General features: G+C 43.9%; 27 protein-coding genes. 17 read left to right on the top strand and 10 right to left on the bottom strand.

Features of this window, described 5'->3' with window-relative positions; genetic code table 11:
• Window positions 1-44: 44 nt before the first annotated feature.
• Window positions 45-356 carry a thiosulfate sulfurtransferase GlpE gene (glpE, locus tag DC094_RS19090; RefSeq protein ID WP_116688729.1) on the top strand — a complete coding sequence of 104 codons (312 nt, stop codon included), beginning with the start codon at window positions 45-47 and terminating at the stop codon, window positions 354-356.
• Here the strand turns inward: glpE and DC094_RS19085 are convergent.
• Window positions 302-1,066, bottom strand: a complete 765-nt coding sequence (locus DC094_RS19085; RefSeq protein WP_116688728.1) for a GNAT family N-acetyltransferase — start codon at window positions 1,064-1,066, stop codon at window positions 302-304. The two genes, glpE and DC094_RS19085, sit on opposite strands and share 55 nt — an antisense overlap.
• Window positions 1,044-2,222, bottom strand: a complete 1,179-nt coding sequence (locus DC094_RS19080) for an aminopeptidase (protein ID WP_158527398.1) — start codon at window positions 2,220-2,222, stop codon at window positions 1,044-1,046. Before DC094_RS19080 ends, DC094_RS19085 begins: the two co-directional genes overlap by 23 nt.
• Before the next feature lie 266 nt (window positions 2,223-2,488).
• Here DC094_RS19080 and DC094_RS19075 point away from each other — a divergent pair, with 266 nt between their 5' ends.
• On the top strand, window positions 2,489-3,358 hold the full coding sequence (locus tag DC094_RS19075) for an alpha/beta fold hydrolase (RefSeq protein WP_116688726.1): 870 nt from the start codon (window positions 2,489-2,491) through the stop codon (window positions 3,356-3,358).
• Between the two features lie 5 nt (window positions 3,359-3,363).
• Here the strand turns inward: DC094_RS19075 and DC094_RS19070 are convergent, their stop codons facing one another.
• The gene (locus DC094_RS19070; protein ID WP_116688725.1) at window positions 3,364-3,930 is read right to left on the bottom strand and encodes a YfaZ family outer membrane protein; all 567 of its coding nucleotides are present in this window, start codon (window positions 3,928-3,930) and stop codon (window positions 3,364-3,366) included.
• A gap of 347 nt (window positions 3,931-4,277) precedes the next feature.
• Here DC094_RS19070 and DC094_RS19065 point away from each other — a divergent pair, with 347 nt between their 5' ends.
• On the top strand, window positions 4,278-5,963 hold the full coding sequence (locus tag DC094_RS19065) for an AMP-binding protein (RefSeq protein WP_116688724.1): 1,686 nt from the start codon (window positions 4,278-4,280) through the stop codon (window positions 5,961-5,963).
• Window positions 5,964-6,038: 75 nt separating this feature from the next.
• On the opposite strand, the gene minE is transcribed toward DC094_RS19065, so the two are convergent.
• From minE to minC, 3 genes are all read right to left on the bottom strand, one after another.
• Window positions 6,039-6,308: a cell division topological specificity factor MinE gene (gene minE, locus DC094_RS19060; protein WP_116688723.1), complete on the bottom strand. Its 270-nt coding sequence runs from the start codon at window positions 6,306-6,308 to the stop codon at window positions 6,039-6,041.
• Window positions 6,308-7,123 (bottom strand): septum site-determining protein MinD, encoded by an 816-nt coding sequence (gene minD, locus DC094_RS19055; RefSeq protein WP_116688722.1) that lies wholly within the window; start codon window positions 7,121-7,123, stop codon window positions 6,308-6,310. The genes minE and minD overlap by 1 nt, the downstream gene beginning before the upstream one ends.
• Before the next feature lie 67 nt (window positions 7,124-7,190).
• Window positions 7,191-7,829, bottom strand: coding sequence for a septum site-determining protein MinC (gene minC, locus DC094_RS19050; protein ID WP_116688721.1), 639 nt, complete (start codon window positions 7,827-7,829; stop codon window positions 7,191-7,193).
• Window positions 7,830-7,912: 83 nt separating this feature from the next.
• Here minC and DC094_RS19045 point away from each other — a divergent pair, with 83 nt between their 5' ends.
• The 5 genes from DC094_RS19045 (at window position 7,913) to DC094_RS19025 (ending at window position 11,203) form a co-directional block, all read left to right on the top strand.
• The gene (locus tag DC094_RS19045; RefSeq protein ID WP_116688720.1) at window positions 7,913-8,206 is read left to right on the top strand and encodes a YcgL domain-containing protein; all 294 of its coding nucleotides are present in this window, start codon (window positions 7,913-7,915) and stop codon (window positions 8,204-8,206) included.
• Complete coding sequence (locus DC094_RS19040; protein ID WP_116688719.1) at window positions 8,199-8,723, top strand: GNAT family N-acetyltransferase; 525 nt, start codon at window positions 8,199-8,201, stop codon at window positions 8,721-8,723. Before DC094_RS19045 ends, DC094_RS19040 begins: the two co-directional genes overlap by 8 nt.
• A gap of 16 nt (window positions 8,724-8,739) precedes the next feature.
• A complete protein-coding gene (locus tag DC094_RS19035) occupies window positions 8,740-9,183 on the top strand; it encodes a YcgN family cysteine cluster protein (protein WP_116688718.1) in 444 nt (147 codons plus the stop codon).
• 41 nt (window positions 9,184-9,224) lie between these two features.
• On the top strand, window positions 9,225-9,917 hold the full coding sequence (locus DC094_RS19030) for a hypothetical protein (protein ID WP_133245626.1): 693 nt from the start codon (window positions 9,225-9,227) through the stop codon (window positions 9,915-9,917).
• 452 nt (window positions 9,918-10,369) lie between these two features.
• Window positions 10,370-11,203 carry a hypothetical protein gene (locus DC094_RS19025; protein ID WP_116688716.1) on the top strand — a complete coding sequence of 278 codons (834 nt, stop codon included), beginning with the start codon at window positions 10,370-10,372 and terminating at the stop codon, window positions 11,201-11,203.
• 62 nt (window positions 11,204-11,265) lie between these two features.
• Here the strand turns inward: DC094_RS19025 and DC094_RS19020 are convergent, their stop codons facing one another.
• Window positions 11,266-13,746: an acyl-CoA dehydrogenase gene (locus tag DC094_RS19020; protein ID WP_241504093.1), complete on the bottom strand. Its 2,481-nt coding sequence runs from the start codon at window positions 13,744-13,746 to the stop codon at window positions 11,266-11,268.
• 225 nt (window positions 13,747-13,971) lie between these two features.
• Here DC094_RS19020 and DC094_RS19015 point away from each other — a divergent pair, with 225 nt between their 5' ends.
• The 5 genes from DC094_RS19015 (at window position 13,972) to DC094_RS18995 (ending at window position 17,862) form a co-directional block, all read left to right on the top strand.
• Window positions 13,972-14,421 (top strand): HIT family protein, encoded by a 450-nt coding sequence (locus DC094_RS19015; RefSeq protein WP_158527397.1) that lies wholly within the window; start codon window positions 13,972-13,974, stop codon window positions 14,419-14,421.
• The gene (locus tag DC094_RS19010) at window positions 14,421-15,188 is read left to right on the top strand and encodes a class II glutamine amidotransferase (RefSeq protein WP_116688713.1); all 768 of its coding nucleotides are present in this window, start codon (window positions 14,421-14,423) and stop codon (window positions 15,186-15,188) included. The genes DC094_RS19015 and DC094_RS19010 overlap by 1 nt, the downstream gene beginning before the upstream one ends.
• Before the next feature lie 95 nt (window positions 15,189-15,283).
• Window positions 15,284-16,141: an AAA family ATPase gene (locus DC094_RS19005; protein WP_116688712.1), complete on the top strand. Its 858-nt coding sequence runs from the start codon at window positions 15,284-15,286 to the stop codon at window positions 16,139-16,141.
• Window positions 16,142-16,156: 15 nt separating this feature from the next.
• Complete coding sequence (locus DC094_RS19000; protein WP_116688711.1) at window positions 16,157-17,326, top strand: vWA domain-containing protein; 1,170 nt, start codon at window positions 16,157-16,159, stop codon at window positions 17,324-17,326.
• Entirely contained in the window at window positions 17,323-17,862 is a 540-nt protein-coding gene (locus DC094_RS18995; RefSeq protein WP_116688710.1) for a gamma carbonic anhydrase family protein, read from the top strand. Before DC094_RS19000 ends, DC094_RS18995 begins: the two co-directional genes overlap by 4 nt.
• Here DC094_RS18995 and DC094_RS18990 read toward each other — a convergent pair.
• A complete protein-coding gene (locus tag DC094_RS18990) occupies window positions 17,844-18,776 on the bottom strand; it encodes an alpha/beta hydrolase (protein ID WP_116688709.1) in 933 nt (310 codons plus the stop codon). The genes DC094_RS18995 and DC094_RS18990 overlap by 19 nt on opposite strands.
• 101 nt (window positions 18,777-18,877) lie before the next feature.
• On the opposite strand from DC094_RS18990, the gene DC094_RS18985 reads away from it, so the two are divergent.
• Together DC094_RS18985 and DC094_RS18980 are read left to right on the top strand one after the other, a co-directional pair.
• On the top strand, window positions 18,878-19,489 hold the full coding sequence (locus tag DC094_RS18985) for a TetR/AcrR family transcriptional regulator (protein ID WP_116688708.1): 612 nt from the start codon (window positions 18,878-18,880) through the stop codon (window positions 19,487-19,489).
• 115 nt (window positions 19,490-19,604) lie between these two features.
• Window positions 19,605-21,203 carry an AMP-binding protein gene (locus DC094_RS18980; RefSeq protein ID WP_116688707.1) on the top strand — a complete coding sequence of 533 codons (1,599 nt, stop codon included), beginning with the start codon at window positions 19,605-19,607 and terminating at the stop codon, window positions 21,201-21,203.
• Between the two features lie 10 nt (window positions 21,204-21,213).
• On the opposite strand, the gene DC094_RS22205 is transcribed toward DC094_RS18980, so the two are convergent.
• Together DC094_RS22205 and DC094_RS22765 are read right to left on the bottom strand one after the other, a co-directional pair.
• The gene (locus DC094_RS22205) at window positions 21,214-21,438 is read right to left on the bottom strand and encodes a hypothetical protein (RefSeq protein WP_158527396.1); all 225 of its coding nucleotides are present in this window, start codon (window positions 21,436-21,438) and stop codon (window positions 21,214-21,216) included.
• Between the two features lie 164 nt (window positions 21,439-21,602).
• Window positions 21,603-22,223, bottom strand: coding sequence for a TetR/AcrR family transcriptional regulator (locus DC094_RS22765; RefSeq protein WP_116688706.1), 621 nt, complete (start codon window positions 22,221-22,223; stop codon window positions 21,603-21,605).
• Between the two features lie 177 nt (window positions 22,224-22,400).
• On the opposite strand from DC094_RS22765, the gene DC094_RS18970 reads away from it, so the two are divergent.
• Together DC094_RS18970 and cysK are read left to right on the top strand one after the other, a co-directional pair.
• On the top strand, window positions 22,401-22,865 hold the full coding sequence (locus tag DC094_RS18970) for a TonB family protein (RefSeq protein ID WP_116688705.1): 465 nt from the start codon (window positions 22,401-22,403) through the stop codon (window positions 22,863-22,865).
• 213 nt (window positions 22,866-23,078) lie between these two features.
• A complete protein-coding gene (gene cysK, locus DC094_RS18965; RefSeq protein WP_116688757.1) occupies window positions 23,079-24,044 on the top strand; it encodes a cysteine synthase A in 966 nt (321 codons plus the stop codon).

The following is a 24,044-nucleotide window of genomic DNA, read 5'->3' as shown; positions in this document are numbered from 1 at the left end:
GAAAGGTATTCTGAGTCGGTGTTTCTTTTGCTGTAGATAATAAAATGAGCCAGGTTCAACAGATCGATATTACCGGAGTTAAAACCCTACTGGAAAAGGAGGATTGTTTGTTGGTTGATATTCGTGAACCGGCAATTTTCCAACAGGGTCATATTCCAGGGGCCGTTCATTTAGGCAACCACAACCTGGAACAAGTGCTCAATGAAGCCGAGTTTGATCAGCCGGTTGTTGTGTGTTGCTATCACGGCATTTCTTCAATTTCAGTGGCAGATTATTTAATTCAGCGCGGCTTTGAAGAAGTTTATTCTTTGGCCGGTGGCTTTGAGGCTTGGGCGCGTGAGAATCCATTGCCATAAACTGTATTTTCTGACTTAGAAATCGTTATTATTTTGCTATGGGCGGTAAAGCCTAATGACTCGCAAAGTCTAATGGAGCTTATGTTATCGACCGCAGTACGGTAGCGAATATGGCGATTTCTTTGTTTGGCTTGCACGGTAAGGTGATTGAGGAGTGCTTGGGCAATGTGTTGTTGTCGATGCTGGTGGTGAACCAATATTGAGAGTGATTCAAATGGTTCTGTTGCACAGTAGCTGGCAAGTAACCCTACAATTTTTTGTTTTATTTTAACGGCATAATAGTAATCCATGCTGTCGTCGATATCCGACCTAAAAACATCCTCTTCATTGCAGCTTTCAAAAAACTGATTGATTTCTTTATTATCTCGCTCGCTATTCAATTCAACTATTGGCCAATGTTGATTAGTAAAAGGCTGCACTTCATCAAATAAATAGTAATCATGATCCTCTGTGTAGCTTTCGTAGCCCAAGCTAGAAATTTGAGCCATAAATTGCTGAGGGTTCTTTAGAAATGATGGCGTTAGTTCAGTTGCTACGCTCGCTGCCGGATTAATAATGGACAAACTATCTGACAGATAAATAAAAGCAGCGATGTCTATATCTGGGTGCTGGTAATAATCACAGTTGGAAATCAGACTGTCTTTTGCAGGGGCGTTGGATAGCTGCAACTTTTGCTTCCATGAATCATCAATTTTTTGATTGTTTAGCATTGGTTGTTACTTGTTGTTGTTGTTGTTGTTGTTGTTGTTGTTGTTGTTGTTGTTGTTGTTGTTGTTGTGATTGAATATATAGCGTTTGCAACTTTTGATCACGCTGTGCTTTGTCTAACTGAGAAAGCGCTTCGACTGCTTGATAAAAGGCGCTTAAATCGTACTGATGATCTTTTAATAACTGGCTGAATGCAGGCTTTAAATCTTGATAACTGGCGATACTGGCCAAGTGCGAGTTATTTAATGGTTGTTCGAACCAGCGATCATAGCCAGAGTAGCCTTGCCACTTTTGATCGCGCATCTTTTGGTATTCTAATTTTAATTGAGCAAATATCTGTTGTTTTTTGCTGGCTTTATCTTTCACTGCTGATTGATAGAGCTCGATTAGCTGCTGGCGATTATTTAGCAGCAAGTCGGTAAAATCTTTTTGTCGCTGTCGATTGGCCTGCCACCATTGCATTGCTTTTGGTGACTCGGGTTGATCAATACTATCGAGATGTGCCAGCCAACGCTTTAAGCCTTCCTGTTCTACGGCAACGGCAAATGCTTCATTAAATGCCGTGTCATTTTTTATATAAATTAACTGATGTGTTAGTTCATGAATAAGGGTGCCGGCCAATTGAAAACGATTAGTGCGGATCATGCTACTAAGTAGTGGATCTTTAAACCAACCGAGCGTTGAGTAAGCGCTAACACCTCTGACGCTAACGTCCATTCCTTGGTCTTTTAATTGCTCTGCATGTTCTGTGGCATTTTGCTGGCTAAAGTAGCCTAGATAACTGACGCAGCCGACAATTGGAAAGCACCAGTTTTTGGGCTGAATATTAAATTCGGGCGTTGCGGTAATGCTCCAAACGACATAGTTGCGGTTTAGCTCGACAAATTTTTGGTAGCTACCATTGTCTGGCAATCCAAGTTGCTGAACCGCAAATTGGGTGACTTGCTGCGCATATTGCAGTTTTTTCCGTACTTCTTGCTCGGTGTTTGGATTAGTGATTACTTGCGATATCGGCTCGGCATCACGAATTAACTGCCACTGCCCGGCGACCGATTGCTTGTAATAGCTCAGTTTGCTGCAACCTGATAGCAATGTAATGCCGATAACAACACTACTGATCAGTAAAATAGTGATGCTTTTAAAAACACGTTTTAACAAGTGGATAGCTCTTCAGTCTTATGGGCAGGTATGAAGTTAATGTGGCAATTAACGCTGAGTGTTTCAATGGTTAAATTGCCAGTCTTCAGCCATTGGGTAAGTTTTTTAAATTTGTTATCGACAATGCTTGACTCAAAAGCTGGCAATTGGTGCACTGTAGTTATCGGTGAATGATTGCGAAAAAGCTGCAATTGCTGAAAAATCAAAAGTAAATCATCGAAACGGGTTTCCTGATAACAAAGTGCTTATGCCATGAGGGATTTTCCATGAACGAAACAGGCCCTTTATCAAAAACACTGAAGTTGGCGCACACTAACCTGAAAGCACTCTGCTGGGGTGATCCTGCTGACCCTCCTTTGTTAGCAATTCATGGTTGGTTGGACAATGCCAATAGTTTTCGTCCCTTAGCACCATTAATCGACAATTACTTTGTGGTTGCGATAGATCTACCGGGTCATGGTCGTTCTGATCATCGACCAGAGCATGCCTTGTACCATTTCACTGACTATGTCGCGGACGTTTATCAGATTGCTGAGTTCCTTGGCTGGTCGAAATTTTCAATTTTGGGCCATTCGATGGGGGCGGGCATTGCCAGTTTATTTGCCGGTACCTTTGCTGATCGTGTTGATAAATTACTATTAATTGAAGGGCTAGGGCCTTTATCAATTGATGAAAATGATTTACCGGCACTGTTGGCTCAATCAGTGACGCAGCGGTTTGCCTCCAGTGCCAAAAAACGTTCTATAGCATTAGATAAAGCGATACGCGCCAGGGTTCAAGCATCACCGATGAAAGAATCTTCTGCCAGATTGTTGCTTGAACGGGGTTTGCAGTTAGGCATGGAAGGCTGGCAGTGGCGTAGTGATAGCCGCTTGAGATTACCATCGCCTTGGCGAATGAGTGAGGCTCAAGTAGCCGGTTTTTTAACTGCGATCAGCGCAAAAACTTTGCTAATCACTGCAATTGATGACGAGCTTTGGAAAGGCATTACGCCGCAGACGCGGTTAGAGCAAGTGGCTGATCTGACACATCTGGAATTGCCCGGGCGCCATCATTTGCATATGGACTACCCGGAGCAAGTCGCTGAACTGATTAACCAGTTTTTGTCACCGCAAGATGTTTTAAAAACAGGTTAATCGATTTAAAACTGCAGGCTTAGCTGGAGTGTAACGGCTTCATCAACCGTAACATCATCTTCAGCTGAGTCAGTTTCGCTTTGAATATTGTGATACCCCAAGCCAATGGTTCCTCGGCTCAGCAATGGGTAGGCAATTGATGCACGAAATGCTTGGTAGCTATCCAGATCCTGAATGCTGGTAATGCCGGGTGCATAATCGATAGAAGCGGCTGCCAATAAACCTAACTGACCGGGGATTTTTAACTCAGTTGAAAGGCGAACCGCTAGTGCAATACCATCGAAGTCTGTGTTCTGGGCATCAAAAGTTTGCGCCATTGCCACCAAACCGACACCCGCCGCTACCTGATCACTCAATGACTCTGCTACGCCAAGTCCCACTTCTGCTTGTCGCAACTTATGTTCATCATCAGTTATTTGGGCAGAAGCAAAGGCCCATTGCCCTTCGGAGCCAGATTGGCTCACTGCAAAAGAGAGGCTGTGGTCTGATAGACCTAAACTGATTTCCGGGCTGGCTAAAGTGACGCCGGGTAACAGTAATAAAGACAAAAATCCTAGCTTAAGTTTTTTCATGGTATCCCTCCAAAGATTCGCAGCATTTTATGCCTGTAGCGCCACATGGTACAGCGATTTAGCATTGTAATAACTTATCACTTTTGTTGCAGGAATCTGACCGACAGGTTAGTCTCTCGGCAGTGTAGGCCACCAGCAGACTTTATTGTTATTGGTTACGACTATTGATCAGCTCATATAAATAAAGCTATCTAGGTAGTGATTTCTAAATTGCATCTGAGTTATAGCTATAAAGCTGACATTTTGCTGTGGTGGTTCATGTCTCTTGTCAGGTTGTAAAAAACTCCTGAACTGAATAAACAGACTCGCAAAAGCGAGCTAAAAAAATAACGAGAAAGGAGCAGAAAGTGGAAAAACTCTGGCTCAAATCCTACCCAGAAGGTGTTCCTGAGGAGATAGACCTCGGCCAGCATCGAACGCTTGTCGATGTGTTCCTTCAAAGTACCCGAGATCACGCCGATCAAGGTGCCTTCACTAATATTGGTCAAACAATGACCTATGGTGAGCTGGAGCAAAAAACAGCTGATTTCGCTGCGTTTTTACAGCATGGTCTTGGTTTGGGTAAGGGTGATCGCGTAGCGATTATGATGCCAAACCTACTTCAGTACCCGGTGGCATTATTCGGTATTTTGCGTGCGGGCATGGTGGTGGTGAATGTAAATCCGCTTTATACCGCTCGAGAGTTAAAACATCAGTTGCGTGACTCTGGCGCTGAAACAATCATTATTATTGAAAACTTTTGCCACACTTTGCAGAAGGTTATCGAAGACACGCCAATTCGTAATGTCGTTACGACACAATTGGGTGATTTACTGGATTTCCCTAAATCAGTCCTGATCAATTCTGTGGTTAAGTATGTAAAACGAATGGTGCCAGCTTTTGATTTGCCAGGCAGAATTCGTTTTAAAGATGCGCTTAATCGCGGCAAGAGTATGGTATTTAAGCCGGTGGATATTGAGCCGGATGATATCGCTTTCTTACAGTATACCGGTGGCACAACAGGGGTAGCTAAGGGTGCGGTATTAGCTCACTGTAATATTTTGGCTAATGTGACCCAGGCTCGGCACTGGATCGGCCCGTATTTAAGCGAGCTAAGCGATGGGCAAATTGTCATCGTAACGCCTTTGCCGCTTTATCATATCTTCGCACTGACCGCGAATTGCCTGACCATGATGATGCTGGGTGGTCGTAATATTTTAATCACTAATCCACGTGATATTGGCACCTTCATTAAGGCTATTAAAAATAGCGGCATGACGGCAATTACTGGAGTGAATACCCTATTTAATGGTTTGTTGCACCATCCAGATTTTAAAGATGTCGACTTTAGTAAATTGAAACTGACATTGTCTGGCGGTATGGCAGCACAGCGTTCAGTGGCAGAGAAATGGCAGCAGGTTACCGGCACTACTTTGCTGGAAGCTTATGGCCTGACCGAAACTTGCCCGGCTGTTACCATTAATCCATTAGATAAAGAAGCTTATGACGGCACAATTGGTTTGCCGTTACCTTCGACCGAAATTAGTATTCGAGATGATGATTTCAACGAAGTACCGCAAGGTGAGCCAGGCGAGCTTTGTGTTCGTGGTCCTCAGGTAATGAAAGGTTACTGGAATCGCCCAGAAGCAACAGCTGAAACCATCACGCCAGATGGCTGGTTATTAACCGGTGATGTAGCGGCAATGGATGAAAAAGGATTTTTCAGAATTGTTGACCGTAAAAAAGACATGATTTTAGTTTCTGGTTTTAATGTTTATCCGAATGAGATTGAAGATGTGGTTGCAATGCATCCTTCAGTATTGGAAGTTGCCGCAATAGGTGTTCCAGACGCGCGTTCGGGTGAATCAGTTAAGTTGTTTATTGCTCGCAAGCCAGGTGAGTCAGTTACCGAAAAAGAAATCATTGCATTCTGTAAAGAAAATCTGACTGGCTATAAAGTGCCGAGACATGTCGAATTCCGCGAAGAATTACCTAAAACTAATGTGGGTAAGATTATTCGCCGTGAATTGCGAGATGAAGATAAGGCTGCCTAACGTTACAGCCGATTGATTTAGAGCACAAAAAAGCCCCGAAATTAATTTTTTGGGGCTTTTTAGTGTCTATTAAAGCTAAGAACCAGCCGGCTGATCTGGCAGTGTGACATTCACTTCCAATACCGAATAATTACCGGTTTTATCTACTTCAATTTTCACCATTTCATCATCAACCGCAACATATTTGCGAATGACTTCGATGATCTCTTTTTCTAATTGAGGGATGAAATCTGGTCGTTGGGCTCGGGTATTTCTTTGGTGGGCCACGATAATCTGCAGTCGCTCTTTAGCAACTGAAGCCGTTTTTTTTGGGCTAGACGATCGAAAATAATCCATAAAGCTCATTATTTACCTCCGAACAACCGGCTTAAAAAGCCCTGTTTTTCTTCCTTGAGGAAACGAAAGGGTAGTTCTGATCCAAGGAAGCGTTCAACGGTATCGTCGTATGCCTGCCCTGCATCGCTCGCATCATCAAGAATCACTGGCTGGCCAGAGTTAGACGCTTTAAGTACAGCAAGTGATTCAGGAACTACTCCTAAAAGTGGAATAGACAAAATTTCTTCAATATCTTCTACTGAAAGCATTTCGCCAGTAGCCACGCGCTGTGGCATATAGCGTGTAATCAGCAAATGTTCCTTCACTGGCTCGGCACCTTGCTCAGCTCGGCGAGACTTGCTCTGTAAAATACCCAAAATACGGTCTGAATCGCGAACAGAAGATATTTCAGGGTTAGTGACAACAATGGCTATGTCAGCAAAATAAAGCGCCATAAGTGCGCCTCGTTCAATGCCAGCCGGGGAGTCACAAACTACAAATTCAAAGTCCATTTTGGAAAGGTCGTCTAGGACTTGCTCAACACCTTCGCGGGTGAGTGCATCTTTGTCGCGAGTTTGCGAAGCCGGCAATACAAACAAATTATCAGTATGTTTGTCTTTGATCATTGCCTGATGAAGGTTTGCTTCACCTTTGATTACATTAACGAAGTCGTAAACGACCCGACGTTCGCATCCCATTACCAGATCCAAGTTTCTGAGTCCGATATCAAAGTCAATTACAGCGGTTTTATGCCCTTTGCGCGCTAATCCGGTTGCAATTGCGGCGCTGGTCGTAGTTTTACCTACGCCCCCCTTGCCTGAAGTCACCACAACGATCTTGGTCACAGAGTCACCCCTTGGTGTGATATTAGGATGTGAGAAATGTCACGAATTTGGTTTGCCGCTATGGTAACTAAAGTGTGCGCATCTGCAAACGATCTTCGGCAAGCCTTATTTCAACGGTTTTGTTTTCTGTCTCAGGAAAGTCTTCGCTGACTTGAAAACATCCTGCAATAGAAACCAGTTCAGCTTTCAATTGTTGGCAATATATTCTTGCCGAACGATTGCCTTTGGCACCAGCTAAAGCTCGGCCGCGCAAAGCACCATAGATATGGATATTGCCATCAGCGATCACTTCAGCGCCAGCACCCACCGGTGCGCAGATGATCAGATCGCCGGGGAAGTAGATTTGTTGGCCACTTCGCACCGGCTGTTCAATGTATTTGACGCTCGGTTGACTCTGTTTCTGGTTGGTGCTCTGGCTGGCTGTTAGTATGGCCAGTCCGCATTGGCTGGCATCGGCTTTTTGTTGCTCGGAAGCATTGTGAATTGCGACCGGCACCATGCCAGATTCGGTGAGTAACTGTTTGAGTTTATTGAAATCAGGTGCTTCATCAATCGACTGAAGATCCAGCACAGCTGGGGTATAATTGAAAAAGCCAGGCGCCATTGCGCGCTTTTGTTCGAGAATACGCGCAAGTTGCGGGTAATCGAGGCTATTCAGTTTGACAACACTCAGCGGAAAGACGCTGGCTTTCAGATCAAGTTCCATGGCATTTTGGCAGACAGTCCGGTCATGGTTTTGGGTTATAACGGTTTCAGCCACACATCACAAGAACCGGGGACAATTCATAGATGAATCAGTCAGCAGTAAAAGCATGTGCCATTTATCGCAGTAGCAAGAAACAGGAAATGTATCTCTATGTCGAGCAGGAGGATGATTTCTCCCGCGTTCCTGAGGCGCTGTTAAAACTGTTTGGTACGCCAACGCACGTGATGAATTTACAGCTAACGCCTGAGCGTAAGCTGGCGCGAGTACCTGTAGAAAAGGTCATCGGTAATTTGCAGGCGAATGGATATTACCTGCAGCAGCCTCCGCAGGGGCTGAACCCTATTCAGATTCAAGGAGGAGATAATTTATATGGCTGATTTGCAAGTTCGCTGGGCAAAAGCTGCTGATTTGGATTCAATCTTTAGCATGATTCATGACATGGCTGCATATGAAGGCCTAGAGCATGAATTGAGCATTGATTGCGCGCGCTTGCGTGCTGCTTTGTTTGGCCCTTGGCCAACGGCCGAAGTGATTGTCGGTGAGTTAGATGGTGTAGTCGTTAGCTACGCCATTTTTTATCAAACCTTTAAAACCTACGCTTGCTTGCCAGGTATTTATATGGACAACATTTATGTTGCGCAGGAAGCTCGTGGTGCAGGCGTGGGTTATAAAATGCTGTGTAATTTAGCTGCAATTGCTAAATCTCGAGGCTACTTTCGAGTGGAGTGGGCGGTTAGAAATGCCAATGCTGAAGCCTTGAGAGCTTACGATGCTTATGGCGCCGAGCGGATTGAAGGTCAAACTAAATATCGGCTTCAGGGCCGAGTATTTGATGACATGACCCAGAAGTTTGAAGATTGGCCGCAACAACAAAAGTGTAATTTCGGCAAATGAACGGAGTGTTAAATCGTTGAGAGAGAAGTTCTGGCAGCTGCCATTAGAAAGTTTGGATGATGCAGAGTGGGAAGCATTGTGTGACCGCTGTGGATTGTGCTGTCTACATAAATTAGAAGATGAAGACCAAGGTGATATTTACTACACCACGATTCATTGTTCGCGGTTAGATAAAAAATCGGGCTGCTGTACCAATTACGGTGATCGCCAGAACTTTCGCGCTGACTGTTTGAAAATCACCCCAAAATTATTGCAAGAACATCTCACTTGGATGCCGCCATCCTGTACTTATCGTCGGTTACAAGAAGGTAAAGGTTTGCCGCAATGGCACCCGCTGCTTACTAAAGATGCTGAAACAACGCATATCGATGGTATTTCAGTGAGGATGTTGCCGTTGGTTGAAGATTGCGACCCGGATGATTGGGAAAGTTATATTATTGATCTGCCAGATGGTGATTAGGTTTTGCTATTAAATGACGTCAGCTTCGGCTGGCGTTTTTTTTGGCTAGACTTCGCTTACTTAGAAAAACAAGGATTGTTATGGCGGATTATGTTGAATCTCCTCAAACTGCTTTGCAAATGCTTGCTGAGCTAGCTGGATCTAACAAGTGGCCATTTGTTGGGTATGTTCAGCAAGCGCTTGAGAAAAAAATTCAGTCAGGCGAAACAGTAAGTATCGATTTATCATTTGGGTTATGTGCTCAATTTATCGCTCATAACTGTAATTTTGCACGATTTAAAATCGCCTCAAATCCTGGAGAGCAATCCAAGAGTTTTTTTACTAAGGGGCATCAGTATCAAAAATTAGTTGATAAGGCGGGTATGACTATATTTTCCGGAAAAATGGGTGAGTTTTCTGGAGCCTGTGTAGCAAGCCTGCCAAGTCTCAGTGTTATTGATAAGGCTCTTGTAGATGGTGTTCCAGTTATTGTTCACTTAATGGGTCGGTATTTTGCTTACGTGCTAAGTAATACACACTTGTGCTTTTTTGATCCAAATGCTGGTTGCATTCAAGTTGATGTGCCAAATAGTAGTTCAGTGAAAAGTACTATTGAAATTATTTCTCGTCAATATGTCCGTAAGTATTACCAGATAAAATCAGGAGTTAGTGTTGATTACTTGCTTCTTAAATCAACAGCTCACCCAATCTATTTTTTAATGAAAATGCAGGGTGATTGGGGTGATGATGAATAAAAATTCTAGATTATTTAAATAGCTCAGCATTTTTATTGCCGATTCAAATCAGGCAGCAGATTTCTTGCTAATTTTGAGCGCGAACCATGTCTTCGTAATCTGAATCGCCAGCGATGATTGTAAATGTACCTTGCTTAAATGCTGTCATGGGGCTGAAGGTTGTCGCAGGAGCATTCACAGTCACCACTACCAAAGGTGCTGAACAAGACATATCGATGGCGTTTCAGCGGGAATGTAGTGTTGCCGCTAGTTGAAGGTTGCGGCTCCGATTGTGATCAAACGCTCAAATAAATTTAATAAATCAAGCAGTAAATCTTCACTCCAATTTACTGGCTGTATTTATCATTAAAAAAATATAAGCCAACAATTTATTCGATTAGTTTGTGAGCATATCTCTATCTGTTTTTTAAATTATCTACTTTACTAGAAGAAAATTTAAGGATGTTTTGTTCATGGACACTTCGAGTGCAGGTAGCAATAATGTTGCTCCATCCGCTTCGCCAGCTAGCTACCAGCAAGTCTTGAAACATTTGATCGAGACCGGCTATAAATATGGTTGGACTGGCTGTACTTTTGCAAGCAACACTCTCGTTCCTAAAGTTACTCTTTCGAGTGGCAGTTTCGCCTATAACCCGACGCTTGATGCCTTGGCTTATTCTTATGGGTTGTGTAGTGCTTTTCTTGCAGCGGAGTGCGATCTTAGGATATTTACTGGCAATTTTTTTATAGAAAAATACGAACAAGATCTTAGTGAAAGCAAGCTGCATATTAAGATAAATAAAATGCAGAAAAACTACCAAGAAAACAAAAGTTTCCGTGTAATTAGAAATTTAGAGGGTGACCATATCATATCATATAGAAGCCACTGTAGTACATCGTTTGAATCGACAGTGCCGCTGAATCCAAATAAAGCTTTTTCAGCAGTGATGCTAAAAATCCCTATTGCTTCGCAAAATTTTAAATTTGTGTTGTTTGCTATCGATGATAAAAAAATTTGTTTTTTTGACCCCGTAGCAGGAATGGCTGTGGCGCCAATTGATCAGGCTAGGGATTTCAGGTTAATGTTCTGCTATCAATATATTGAGCAAACCGTTGGTGTTGCGCATGAAAATAATTATGTTTCTGCTTTGCTATATGAAGCATCAGCATCGTATCCAATAAGAATTAATTGCGCATTTAGCCCTTATGTAAACCCTCTTGATGTCCTCGATGCCGATAGTGGTGCTGCCCAAAGCGAGCTTTCAAGGAAGAGTAGCTCACACTATGGCCCAATAACGCCCCTTTAAACTAAAAATGCCGGGCTATTTAAATAGCCCGGCATTCTTTATTGCTGATTTAAAACTTCAAATCAGGCAGCAGATTTCTTGCTAGTCTGCTTTTTTTGGTATTGAGCACGAACCATGTCTTCGTGATCCCAATCATCAACTGTGATGGTTTCCAATCGGCCTGCTTCATAACGGGTCAGTAATTCTTTTTCTGCTTCGTTAATCATTCCAGCTTCAAGGGCATAGTTGATCTTGGTTGGCAGATCGAAGATGTGAGAAGGAACAGCTAGCTCACCCTTACGAATTGCCTTATCGATTTTCTTAACGATTGGCTCTGCAGCAATCGTGTCACGTAAAACCGTTTCCATCTGACCAATCAAATTGAACTTATGGTCTTCGGTATATACGTCTTTGGCTAAACGATCACGTGCTTCATTTGGCTCAATTAACAATGCTGAAACCTTGTGGCTTAGCTTGTCGCTTGCGCCAGGAGTGCGGAAGCCTAATGGGAAGATTAATGCACGTAATCCGGCACCAACAAACTTATTAGGGTAGTTCTTCAGCAAGTCGCTCATCGCCTTGTCAGCTTGGTAGATGCAGTCGTCCATTGCCCAGTCCACAAATGGACGGTCAGCAGCAGGACGGCCTTGATCTTCCCAGCGCTTAAGTACTGCAGAACCGATATACATCATCGCTAAAGCATCACCCAAGCGAGCGGATACAGATTCTTTTCGCTTCAGTTCGGCACCTAAAACCGCCATGCTCACGTCGGCCAAAATGGCGAACGAAGAACTGATACGAGTCAGATGCTGGTAGTAGCGCTTAGTGGGTGTAGCAGGTGCTTTGGCGAAATAACCGCGAGACAGTCCTAACCACAATGAGCGGAATGCGTTGGAGATAACAAAACCAACGTGACCGAACAATGCTTTGTCGAAGTCTTTCAGTGCTTGTTTGTCGTCAGTGTTAGCTGCTGCATCAAGCTCTTTCAAAACGTATGGGTGACAGCGCATTGCGCCCTGACCAAACAAAATTAGGTTACGGGTCAGGATGTTTGCGCCTTCAACGGTAATACCGATAGGAACTGCCATGTAAGCGCGACCTGCAGCGTTACGTGGGCCCATTACGATGGCTTTACCACCTTGAATATCCATTGCATCGTTCGCGCACTGTCGACCCATTTCGGTCACGTGCAGCTTGGCGATTGCGGATGGTACTGAAGGTTTTTCACCTAAATCGACCGCAAATGCAGTAAAGGCTCGAACGGCTTCCATTCGGTAAGCGTTGCCACCTAAACGACCCAGCGCTTCTTCGATACCTTCCATTTGGCCGATCGCAGTTTTGAACTGACGACGGATGCGAGCATAAGCACCCGTAGCAATTGCACCGGCACGTGCACCACCTGCAGCGGAAGAAGGCAATGAAATAGAGCGACCTACTGACAAACATTCAACCAGCATACGCCAGCCGTGACCTGCCATATCTACGCCACCGATAATGAAATCCAATGGAATGAATACGTCTTTACCTTTGGTGGTACCGTTCATGAACGGTGTTCCCAGAGGAATGTGGCGACGGCCAGCTTCAACGCCAGGGAAATTGCGAGGAATCAGTGCGCAAGTGATACCGATGTCTTTCTTGTCGCCCAATAAACCTTCTGGGTCGAACATTTTGAAAGCCAAGCCGATAACCGTAGCAACCGGAGCCAGCGTAATATAACGCTTGTTCCAGTTCATGCGCATACCGATGACTTCTTTGCCTTGGTACTGACCTTTACAAACAATACCTGTATCCGGGATTGAGCCAGCATCGGAACCCGCTTCAGGGTTAGTTAATGCAAAGCAAGGGATATCCAAGCCTTTAGCCAAGCGAGGCAGGTAATGATTTTTTTGTTCTTCAGTACCATAGTGTTGCAGCAATTCTGCTGGGCCTAATGAGTTAGGCACGGCAACGGTAGATGCCAAAGTTGCAGAGTGTGCGGACAGCTTAGCAAGTACTTCTGAGTGAGCTAATGCTGAGAAATCTTTACCGCCGTACTTCTTCTTGATGATCATCGAGAAGAAGCCTTCGTCTTTCAGGAACTGCCAGGTTTCAGGCGTCAGGTCGGCATCTTCATGAACGACTTTCCAGTCATCACACATGCGACATGCTGCTTCAACCGGGCCGTCGAGGAATGCTTGCTCTTCTTCGGTCAAAGTCGGCTTTGGAATTGACAGCAGTTTTTTCCAATTAGGATCGCCAGCAAAAATTTCGCCGTCCCACCAAACCGTACCTGCATCCAGCGCTTCTTTTTCAGTCTGCGACATGGTTGGCATGATTTTGCGAAAGAGTTTAAGGATTGGGCCAGAAATATAGGTAAGACGGATCTTGTCCATATTTAAAGGCACTGCAACTGCAGCGAAGATCAACCAGCTAATTGCCAGTCCAACTCCTGAGAAGCCGCTGAATAGGGTTAATACGGCCAGCGCTGCTGCACCATAGATAGTCCATTCTTTCAGCGATGAGCGTCTGTAGGCCATTGCCCACGCACCAGCTAAAGCCAATGCTAATAAAATTCCGTTGGTCACTTCTAGTGCTCCCGTTATCATTGTTCGACTTAAAGGGATGTTTTAAACGGTCGTATGAATCGACTGTCCAAATATCGCCTTTGATCCATGTCAGGTCAAGTGCCAAAGGAGGTAGAATTTATTCTCTGACATTCAGTAAGGTTTGACTGAAGGGAATGAGAATGGTTTTATCTTAATGAAAATAAACAGTAAATTTTATTGAAGAACATGGTTGGAGCGGTGAAATTGAAATGTATCTTTTGTGATGTTTTGTCAAATAAACAGCCAGCATCGGTGGTTTTGGAAACTGAACACTGTTTAGTCATTGCTGATTTGTTTCCATTGACCGCAGGTCACATCTTGCTGGTTTCCAAAACGCATCAAGAAAAATTGACCGAACTAAGTGAAATTGAAATGGCCGATTTGTTTTTAACGGCACGAAAAATAGCGCCAGTTTTGCAGGCAGTGACTGGGGCAGATGCATGCCATTGGTTGGTTAATGACGGCAAGGCTGCCTGGCAACATGTGCCGCATGTTCATTTGCATTTGATCCCCAGATATAAAAACCGACCGCTGCAACTTTTATTAGGAATCTTGACCCGACCGTTTATGTGGTTAGGGCTTGCTCAAAGACGCCGACGGTTAGATGATTTCACCCATCAACTGGCCGAAGCGATAAAAGAGACAAGCGTCTGATGTGTGAACTACTGGGAATGAGTGCCAATGTACCAACCGATATTTGCTTCAGCTTTGCCGGGCTGATGCAGCGAGGTGGTTGTACTGGGCCACATAAAGATGGCTTTGGCATTGTGTTTTATGAAGGCAAGGGGATTCGCGGTTTTCGCGACTATCAGCCGAGCGCCGATTCAGATATCGCTCGCTTTGTCCGTGACTATCCGCTGAAAAGCCAAATTGTCATCAGCCATATTCGCCAAGCGAATCGTGGTGGAATTTGCCTAGAGAATACCCATCCGTTTAATCGTGAGTTATGGGGCCGTTATTGGACTTTTGCTCATAATGGTCAGCTTAAGGGAATCAAAAAACTAGCATTGACTGATATGTTGCCGGTTGGCACGACTGATTCTGAGCATGCTTTTTGTTGGATGCTATCGCAAATAAGGCAGCGATTCCCAAAGCCTCCGCGCGATAACATGACGCTATGGCGGTTTGTTCAAGGGCTGGCCGATCAATTGGCTGAACTGGGCGTGTTTAATATGTTGCTGTCAGATTCTAAAGACCTAGTTGCCTATTGTGGTAAACGATTGAGCTGGATTACCCGCAAAGCACCATTTGGTGATGCCAGCCTGATTGATGATGATATGCAAGTCGATTTTGGCAGTGAAACAACGCCCAACGATATTGTGACGATCATCGCCACTCGGCCATTAACTGATAACGAGCAGTGGAATATTATGCAGCGCGGTGAAATGCGGGTATTCCGACAAGGCATATTAGAACGCTAGCTAGAATGCTCGTTTTTTTGATAGGCGTAAGGCTGTAAATCTCAGTCCTTCGGTTGTACTCTGCGGCAACATGTTGCTGCAGAGTAATAACAAAAATGAAATCTGAAGACAGTAAATTTGAAGGCACGGATAGCTACATTGCCACCGAAGAATTAAAAATGGCGGTCAATGCTGCATTAACCTTGCAACGACCATTGCTCATTAAAGGTGAGCCAGGCACCGGTAAAACCATGCTGGCTGAACAGGTCGCCCAATCTCTAAATACCGATCTTATTCAATGGCACATTAAATCAACCACCCGCGCGCAGCAGGGGTTGTATGAATATGATGCGGTGTCTCGCTTACGAGATTCTCAGCTGGGTGATGAAAAAGTTCGTGATATCGGTAATTACATTGTTAAAGGCAAGCTTTGGCAGGCCTTTGAAGCCGATGAACGACAAGTTTTATTAATTGATGAAATTGATAAAGCTGATATTGAGTTTCCTAACGACCTGTTATTAGAGCTAGATAAAATGGAGTTTCATGTTTATGAAACCCAACAAAGAATTCAGGCCAAAAAACGTCCGTTAGTAATCATCACTTCAAACAATGAAAAAGAGCTGCCAGATGCTTTTCTGCGCCGCTGTTTTTTCCATTACATCCGCTTTCCTGATAAAGACACCATGAAGCAAATCGTTCAGGTGCACTTTCCCAATTTACAAAATGAATTGGTCGAAGAATCACTGCGAAGTTTCTTTGAAATTCGTCAAATGAATGGTTTAAAGAAAAAGCCAACCACCTCTGAATTACTTGACTGGCTTAAGCTGTTAATGGCGCAAGATATCAGCCCGGAAGTGTTGCGTAATCAGGATAATCGTTCGGCAATCCCCCCGTTATATGGTGCGCTGTTAAAGAATGAACAAGATGTTCAGTTGTTCGAAAAGCTGGCTTTCTTGTCTCGTCGCGAAGGGTAATCAGAGGTTTAGATCATGTTGATCGACTTTTTTTATACTCTGAAACAGGCTCAGGTGCCGGTCAGTATTCGAGAGTTTCTGGATTTACTCGGTGGACTAAAAGCTCGGGTGGTGATGGGCTCGGTTGATGACTTTTACCAGTTGGCACGCTGTTGTCTGGTAAAAGATGAGCGACATTACGACCGATTTGACCAAGCGTTTAGTTATTATTTTCGTGGTATCAGTAATGATCAGTTAGATAAAGAAATTCCTGAAGATTGGCTTAGAAAACAGATAGAAAAATTTCTGTCAGAAGAAGAAAAGAAAAAAATGGAGTCAATTGGTTGGGATGAATTGATGCAGCGTTTGAAACAGCGCCTAGAAGAACAGAAAGAGCGGCACCAAGGTGGTAATAAGTGGATTGGTACTGGCGGTACATCGCCTTTTGGCGCTTATGGCTTTAATCCTGAAGGTGTCAGGATCGGTCAGGATGAATCTCGCCATCGGCGTGCAGTTAAGGTATGGGATAAACGAGAGTTTAAAAATCTCGATGATTCAGTTGAGCTAGGCACGCGTAATATGAAAGTCGCCTTGAGAAAACTGCGTCGATTTGCCCGCAGCGGTTCCAGTGAAATACTCGATCTAGATTCAACCATAAAAGCTACCGCAAATAATGCCGGTTGGCTCGATATTAAAATGACGCCGAAACGCCACAATAATGTGAAGGTATTGTTGTTTTTCGATATTGGCGGTTCGATGGATGATCATATTCGTACCTGCGAGGCATTGTTTTCTGCCTGCAGAACCGAGTTTCGCCATCTGGAGTATTTCTATTTTCATAATTGTGTTTATGAATCAGTCTGGAAAGACAATAGCCGTCGCAATGACGATAAAATATCCACCGAAGATTTATTGCATACCTATGGTGAAGATTATCGACTGATATTTGTTGGTGATGCGACCATGAGCCCTTATGAAATCAGTTATCCCGGCGGCAGTGTTGAGCACTGGAATGAACAGCCAGGTGAAGTTTGGATGAAGCGATTGCTGGCCAATTGGCCCAAGGCGGTCTGGTTAAATCCACAGCCCGTTGAACAATGGCAATGGCACCATTCAATAAGTCAATTGCAGCAAATTATGGAAAAAAAGATGTTCCCGCTTACCCTTGGTGGATTAGACAATGCGATGCGAGAATTGAATCGATGAATATTCGAAGTTTTGCTGGAAAAACACCGCAATTAGAAAAGAGAGTGTGGGTTGATCCTCAGTCAACAGTGATTGGAGAAGTCAGTTTGGCTGATGATGTATCGGTGTGGCCGGCGGCGGTCATTCGTGGCGATATGCATTGGATAAAAGTCGGTGCTCGAACCAGTGTTCAAGACGGGGCGATTTTACATGTAACCCACGCCAGCGATTTTAATCCGGGTGGTTTTCCGCTAGATATCGGTGAAGACGTTACGATTGGCCATCAAGCCTGTTTGCATGGTTGTAAAATTGGCAACCGGGTATTAATCGGTATGCAGGCAATGGTGATGGATGGAGTGATTGTAGAAGATGATGTGATGATTGCTGCAGGTTCTTTGGTGTCACCGGGTAAGCGATTGGAAAGTGGTTATTTGTATCGTGGTCAGCCAGCAAGGCAAGCACGCCCACTGACTGACCAAGAAAAGAACTTTTTAAAGTACAGCCCGCAAAATTACCGCAAATTAAAAGATCAATATCTTCAAGCTGCTGATGCTTGACGGTTCGAGGTATGGCGAGTAATCCATTGGATTAACTCGTCTTGAACCTGCTGATAATTGGTTTCATTGAACATTTCATGACGGCCATTTGGGTAAAAGGTATGGCTGAGTTGTTGGAAGCCAGATTGCTCAAGATTTAGCAAAAGCTTATGCAGGTGTTTGCAGCTTTGGCTAACCGGGTCTTTGCTGCCCGAAATAAAGTGAATCGGCAGCTGCTTTGGGATTTTTTGTAAATTTTGTGGGCGGTAAATCTGTTGTAGCCCTGAGATTAAATCTAGCCATAACTGATTGCTGCAAAGAAATCCGCATTGCTCATCTTCGAGATATTTCTCAACTTGTTGTTGGTCGCGTGACAGCCAGTCAAAGCTGGTTTGTGTTTTGCCAAAGCTGCGATTGAATTGACCAAAAAACACCTGGTCAAGAAAGCGACTTTTGCCTTGAGCGCCTTGGCGGTATCTTTCTAGTTTGATCAGCAATTTTGCCACGCTGAACATCACGCCTTGGTCACCATTCGAACCTGATAAAATCAAACCAGCTAACTGATCACCATATTGCTCTGCCCAAGCCAAAGAAATAAATGAGCCCATTGAATGACCGAGCAAGAAAACCGGTAGATCGGGATACTGCTGGCGAATATAGTTTTGTACCAGTCCAAGATCATCAATAACGTGTTTCCAACCTTGTTGATCAGAATAGTGCCCTTGCAAGCCTGAGCACTGGCCATGACCGCGATGGTCATGGGCGATCACTGCGTAACCTGCATTATTGAGCTGACCGGCTAGCCTGTTATAGCGCTGATGATGTTCCGCCATACCATGACTAATTTGAATGATTGCGATAGGTTGTTGTTCTGGCAGCCAGATATGAGCTGGAATCTGATGACCGTCCGAGCTGGAAAGATTCAGTCTTTTCATGGTATTGGAAATCCCTTGTTTTTAATCATTCTATGAGCCCTTCCGCTTTTGGTAAACCACCGTGATAATGGGCAAGTTTATTTAATGGCAGTAAATCAATTATGGGAAGGCGAAGTGATCATACCCGTGAAGAATTGAAAAGCTTAATGCTCAATGCAGCAATAACGATTGTTGTTGAGCAGGGCTTTCGCGGCGTTACTGCCCGAAAAGTGGCAGAACAGGCGGGTTATACCGTAGGAAGTTTGTATCAGGTTTTCAAGAATCTGGATGATTTGATTGTTCAGTTGAATGAACAAACCATGGATGAAATCTTGTTGTTAATTGAACGAGAGTTACAGCAGCAGGGCGATGAGATTACGGTAATGCACGCTTTAGCATTAGGTTATGCCCGATATGCCAGTGAAAATTCCAATCGTTGGCGAATGGTTTTTGAACATAAATTACCAACAACGCATCCGCTGCCAGAAAGCTTTCAGCATAAAATATTGTCATGTTTTGTGATGATTACTCAACGTTTTGCGCAGTTGTTTCCGCAAAAAAAAGATGAAGAGTTGCTCCAAGCTGCCCAAGCATTATGGAGCTCGATTCATGGTATTTGTATTTTGTCGGTGACCGGAAAACTGGATACTGCCAAGGCAGGAAATATGGAGCCGTTGATTGGTTGTCTGGTCGATAACTTTATTGGTGGGCTTCTGGCCAGTTCACAAAAGTGATAACTTCAGTAAGATAATCAGACGCAGAGCTGATATTGCTGTAACTTTGAGCCACAAGGCATCGCTAAAAATGAGCGCCAGTGCAGCATAATAATAACAATGGAGCTGCTTGTTTATGATCCCGTCACTGATCTCCGAATTGCCGGAGTCTTCTCATCATCTGGGAAGTTTAATCGAGCATGTCTGTAAAAAATATCAGGATCAACCTGCCTTTAGTTTTGCCAAACAGACCATTTCCTATAAGAAATTTTTAAAACTATCGCGTGCTTTTGCCCAGCAATTGCAAAAATCTGGCATAAAAGCTGGCGATCGAATGATCTTACAACTGCCCAATAGCATTCAATTAGTTGCTGCGGCAGCCGGTGGCTTTATGGCCGGTGTAATCGTTGTGCCGGTCAACCCATTGCTTACCGTCAGAGAGCTTGAATATATTTACCAAGATGCCAAGCCGCATTTGATTGTGGCTGATTACTCCAGTTGGCAGTCTCGTTCTCATAAACCGCAGCTGGCACAGGCTGAATTGTGGCTGAATGTTTGTGGCAGTTTAAAGCAAAGCCCGATTAAACGTATTTGGCGAGATTTTCGGCTGAATCAAGAGCAAAAAACCAGCTTGTTTCATTGGCATGCTTTATCAGACGATCAGTTCAAAATGGCACAGCTTTCCAGTAATGATTTAGCGGTTTTACAATACACAGGTGGAACTACTGGAGAGCCGAAAGGCGCGATGATTAGCCATGGTAATTTATTGGCAAATCTAGCCCAGCTTGAAGAATTGTTATCACCACGCATGGCAACGATCAAAACCACGCTTACCGCATTACCCCTCTATCATACCTTTGCTTTTACGGTGAATTTCCTCGGCATGATGAACCATGGTGTTCATAATATTTTGGTTGAACGACAGATTGGCCAAGGGCAAATTATTCGACTGTTAAAAGAACAGCGGGTTAACTGTATAACTGGTGTAAATAGTTTGTTTTCTGCTTTGCTGAATTCACCTGGTTTTAATCGTCACTCTTGGCCGGATTTAAAACTCGCAGTTACCGGTGGTATGGCAATGCGAAATATGGTGGCAGCAAGCTGGCTGCAATTAACGGGTATTCCATTAATTCAAGGGTACGGGTTGTCAGAGGCATCGCCGGTGGTTAGTTGCAACCCAGCTGAAGGTGATGGTGGTGAAGGGGTTGGTCTGCCACTGGCGAATACCGAAATTGCGGTTTGTGATGAACAAGGACAAAGGCTGTCGATTGATTCAGTCGGTGAAATTCTAGTGAGAGGCCCGCAAGTCATGCAGGGCTATTGGAATAAACCCAGTGATACTGATGAAGTTATCGATGCTAATGGTTGGTTGCATACTGGAGATATTGGCAAGATTGATGCTAAAGGTTATTTGCATTTATTAGACCGCAAAAAAGATTTGATTCTGGTTTCTGGTTTTAATGTTTTTCCTAATGAAATTGAAATGGTTGCAGAAGCACACCCGGATATTCGGGAAGCGGCAGCAGTTGGCGTACCAGATCATCAAACAGGAGAATGTGTAAAATTATTTGTGGTGGCGGGCTGCCCCGGTGTTTCCAGAGAAGAAGTTGCCAGTTATTGCCAGCAGCATTTAGCGGCTTACAAAGTCCCTCGGCATATTCAGTTTGTTAGCGAATTACCCAGAGCATCGGTGGGGAAATTATTAAGGCGACATTTGCGAGAAAAAGCAGTGTAGGGCTAAATTATTAATCTTGATCAGACTGATGATACTCATCCAGTGTCATAAAGCTAAGAAATGTAGCGAACATAGAAACAGTCAGTAGCCAAGGAAGAACAGGAAAGATAAGGACAACCGGTGCTGCACTAAACCAGATGCCGCGGACTAAGTCGTGGCGTTTTCCAGGAAATTTAAAAATTTTAGTGGTCGGTTTGTTGCCAGATTTAAGAGGGATGCTTGGACGCAATGGCATAACTAAAACTCAATATTACAAAGTACAGGTTTTGAGTATAGGTCGCGGATAGTAAACACCGAATAAAACAACGTCGCAGCGTCTCAAAAGAGAGAAAAGCTGCGACGTATGCCGATCATTACAAGCAAAGAAAACCTTGGGAAACTGCCCTTGGCTATGTCCTTTTAATTGCTCAAATCCTTACCCATTTCCAACGCATGTCGGATTAGGCTTCGCCCGAGTTGTTGACGACTAACTTCCAGATCAGGATCGTACATCATCATAACGGCCATATGCGCATAACCTATGTAACATCTTGCAGATGCTTCAGGGTTAGCCGCACTACCGCTATCTGACTGGCGAATATGATCAGCAATTGTGCCGATAATCTGACGCTGGAATTTCAGATAGCTTTCCCACCAAGGGCTGTCAATGGATGTACTCCAATCGAGCCAAATCTTGATGTAATCAGGATTGCTGTCTTTTAACTCAGAAAATGCAGAAGCATGTTCCAGCATTGCCTTGCCGGTATCTGTATGCTTCTGGAAGATTTCTCTGGTGAGCTCCAGATGAAATCTTTCAACTTCGGAGATTACTGCCTCAACTAGTGCTTCTCTCGTGTTGAAATAGTTAAAAACTGTGGCGACAGAAACACGCGCATCACTGGCTATTTCTGCATGACCACCTCGTCCAATTCCCCTGCGGGCAAAAACCGCTAACGCATATTCTAATAATTGGGCTTTTCTTTTGCGGGGGTCTAGGCGAGTCCGTTTGTTATATGAGGTAGGGACTGCTTGATTGGTCATAGGACCGATACCATTACTCACTACTTAATTTATGATGCTCTCAAAGTGTAGACTTCATTGTTCGGACTGCAGGTTGAAAGCGAGCCTTCGGTCATTGAAAACTGAACATCCGACTGTCCGGTGAAGCCCTATTAGAGCTTATTGTCCAAATTGACATATGTGGAATTAAATTTTTTTATGACGAGATTTGTAATAATGATGAGGCGCCCTGTCATTGCCGTATTTACAGCAGCAATTTTACTGTCCGGTTGCAAAACTAACCCGCCTGTTGAGCCAGAAAAACCAATTTCTCCTCCGGTGATTAAACCGGTTAAACCATTTGTAATTCAACAAGAAAGTACAAGACGAATACAGTGTAAAACCCGACGATTGTGCACCAGCTTATTATTGAATCGAGTCAAAAATAATTGGTGGTTACCCCATAAAGAAAGCAAAGGTCGCTCAGTCGAACTTGAAGTTTCATTGGATGAGTTAGGTGAGCTTATCTATGTAAAGGTGACACGTGGAAGTGGGAAGTTGCGTTTTGATGCGGCAGCCGTGGCAGCCGTTGAGGATGCTGCTCCTTTTTATGAACTGCTAAGCTACATGTCTACCAATTCAGATCATCCATTTTCGAAATTAAAGTTTCGCTTCGCACCGTAATTATTAACACTGTGAAAATAGTGCTTCCTTTGGTGTCATTTAAACAACAAACCAGAATTTGGCGAGTCCAAAAGCGTAGAATCATATTTGATTAGAATGCTCTTGAAGGCCAGCGGGCTTGATATTCCTTAGCTGGCCACCATCATGGTCTGGTGAGTTTGTTGATCAGCATTGCTGCGTTTTATGTCAATCACTGCCGAGAGAAAAGAAACAATGAATATTTTTTCAGATAACAGTCAGACAATTGGTAATACTCCGTTGGTTCGGCTTAAGCATTTTGGCCAAGGCAATATTGTTGCCAAGTTAGAAAGCCGTAATCCAGCAATGTCGGTTAAATGCCGCATTGGAGCCAATATGATTTGGCAGGCAGAAAAAGATGGAACACTGAAAAAAGGCATGACGATTATTGAGCCAACCAGTGGTAATACAGGGATTGCATTAGCATTTGTTGGGAGTTCTTTAGGTTATAAGGTTAAGCTGACCATGCCTTCGAGCATGAGTATTGAGCGGCGAAAGGTGATGAAATCACTCGGTGCTGAACTGGTGTTAACTGAACCAGCCAAAGGCATGAAAGGTGCAGTTGATGCGGCAAAAGAAATAGCCGATTCAGATGCTGAACAATATTTATTGCTGCAACAATTTGAAAATCCAGCTAATCCGGCGATTCATGAAAAAACCACCGGCCCGGAAATCTGGAGAGATACCGATGGTGCGATTGATGTATTAGTTGCAGGCGTAGGTACTGGCGGCACAATCAGCGGCATTTCCCGTTATCTCAAACATCAGCAAGGTAAAGCGATTACTTCAGTTGCTGTAGAGCCTGAAGCTTCTCCGATTATTTCCCAGAAAATAAAAGGTGAAGATTTAACCCCGGCACCGCATAAAATTCAGGGTATTGGCGCTAATTTCATTCCAGGTAATTTGGATTTAGATATCGTTGATCGAGTTGAAGCGGTATCGAATGACGATGCAATCGAATATGCGCGACAGTTAATGGAAAAAGAGGGTATTTTGGCGGGTATTTCTTGTGGTGCTGCTTTGTGTGCAGCAGAGAGAATTTCTGCATTGCCAGAGTTTAAAGACAAGATGATTGTGGTAATTCTGCCTGATTCGGGTGAGCGTTATCTTTCAACACCATTATTTGACGGTGTTTTTGGTCAGCAGGAATTGACCCAGTAG

Origin of the sequence: Pelagibaculum spongiae (assembly GCF_003097315.1) — a bacterium.
GTDB classification, from domain to species: Bacteria; Pseudomonadota; Gammaproteobacteria; order Enterobacterales; family Pelagibaculaceae; genus Pelagibaculum; species Pelagibaculum spongiae.
Note: the sequence above shows the minus strand (reverse complement) of the source record. Positions and strands in the feature narration are given on the sequence as shown.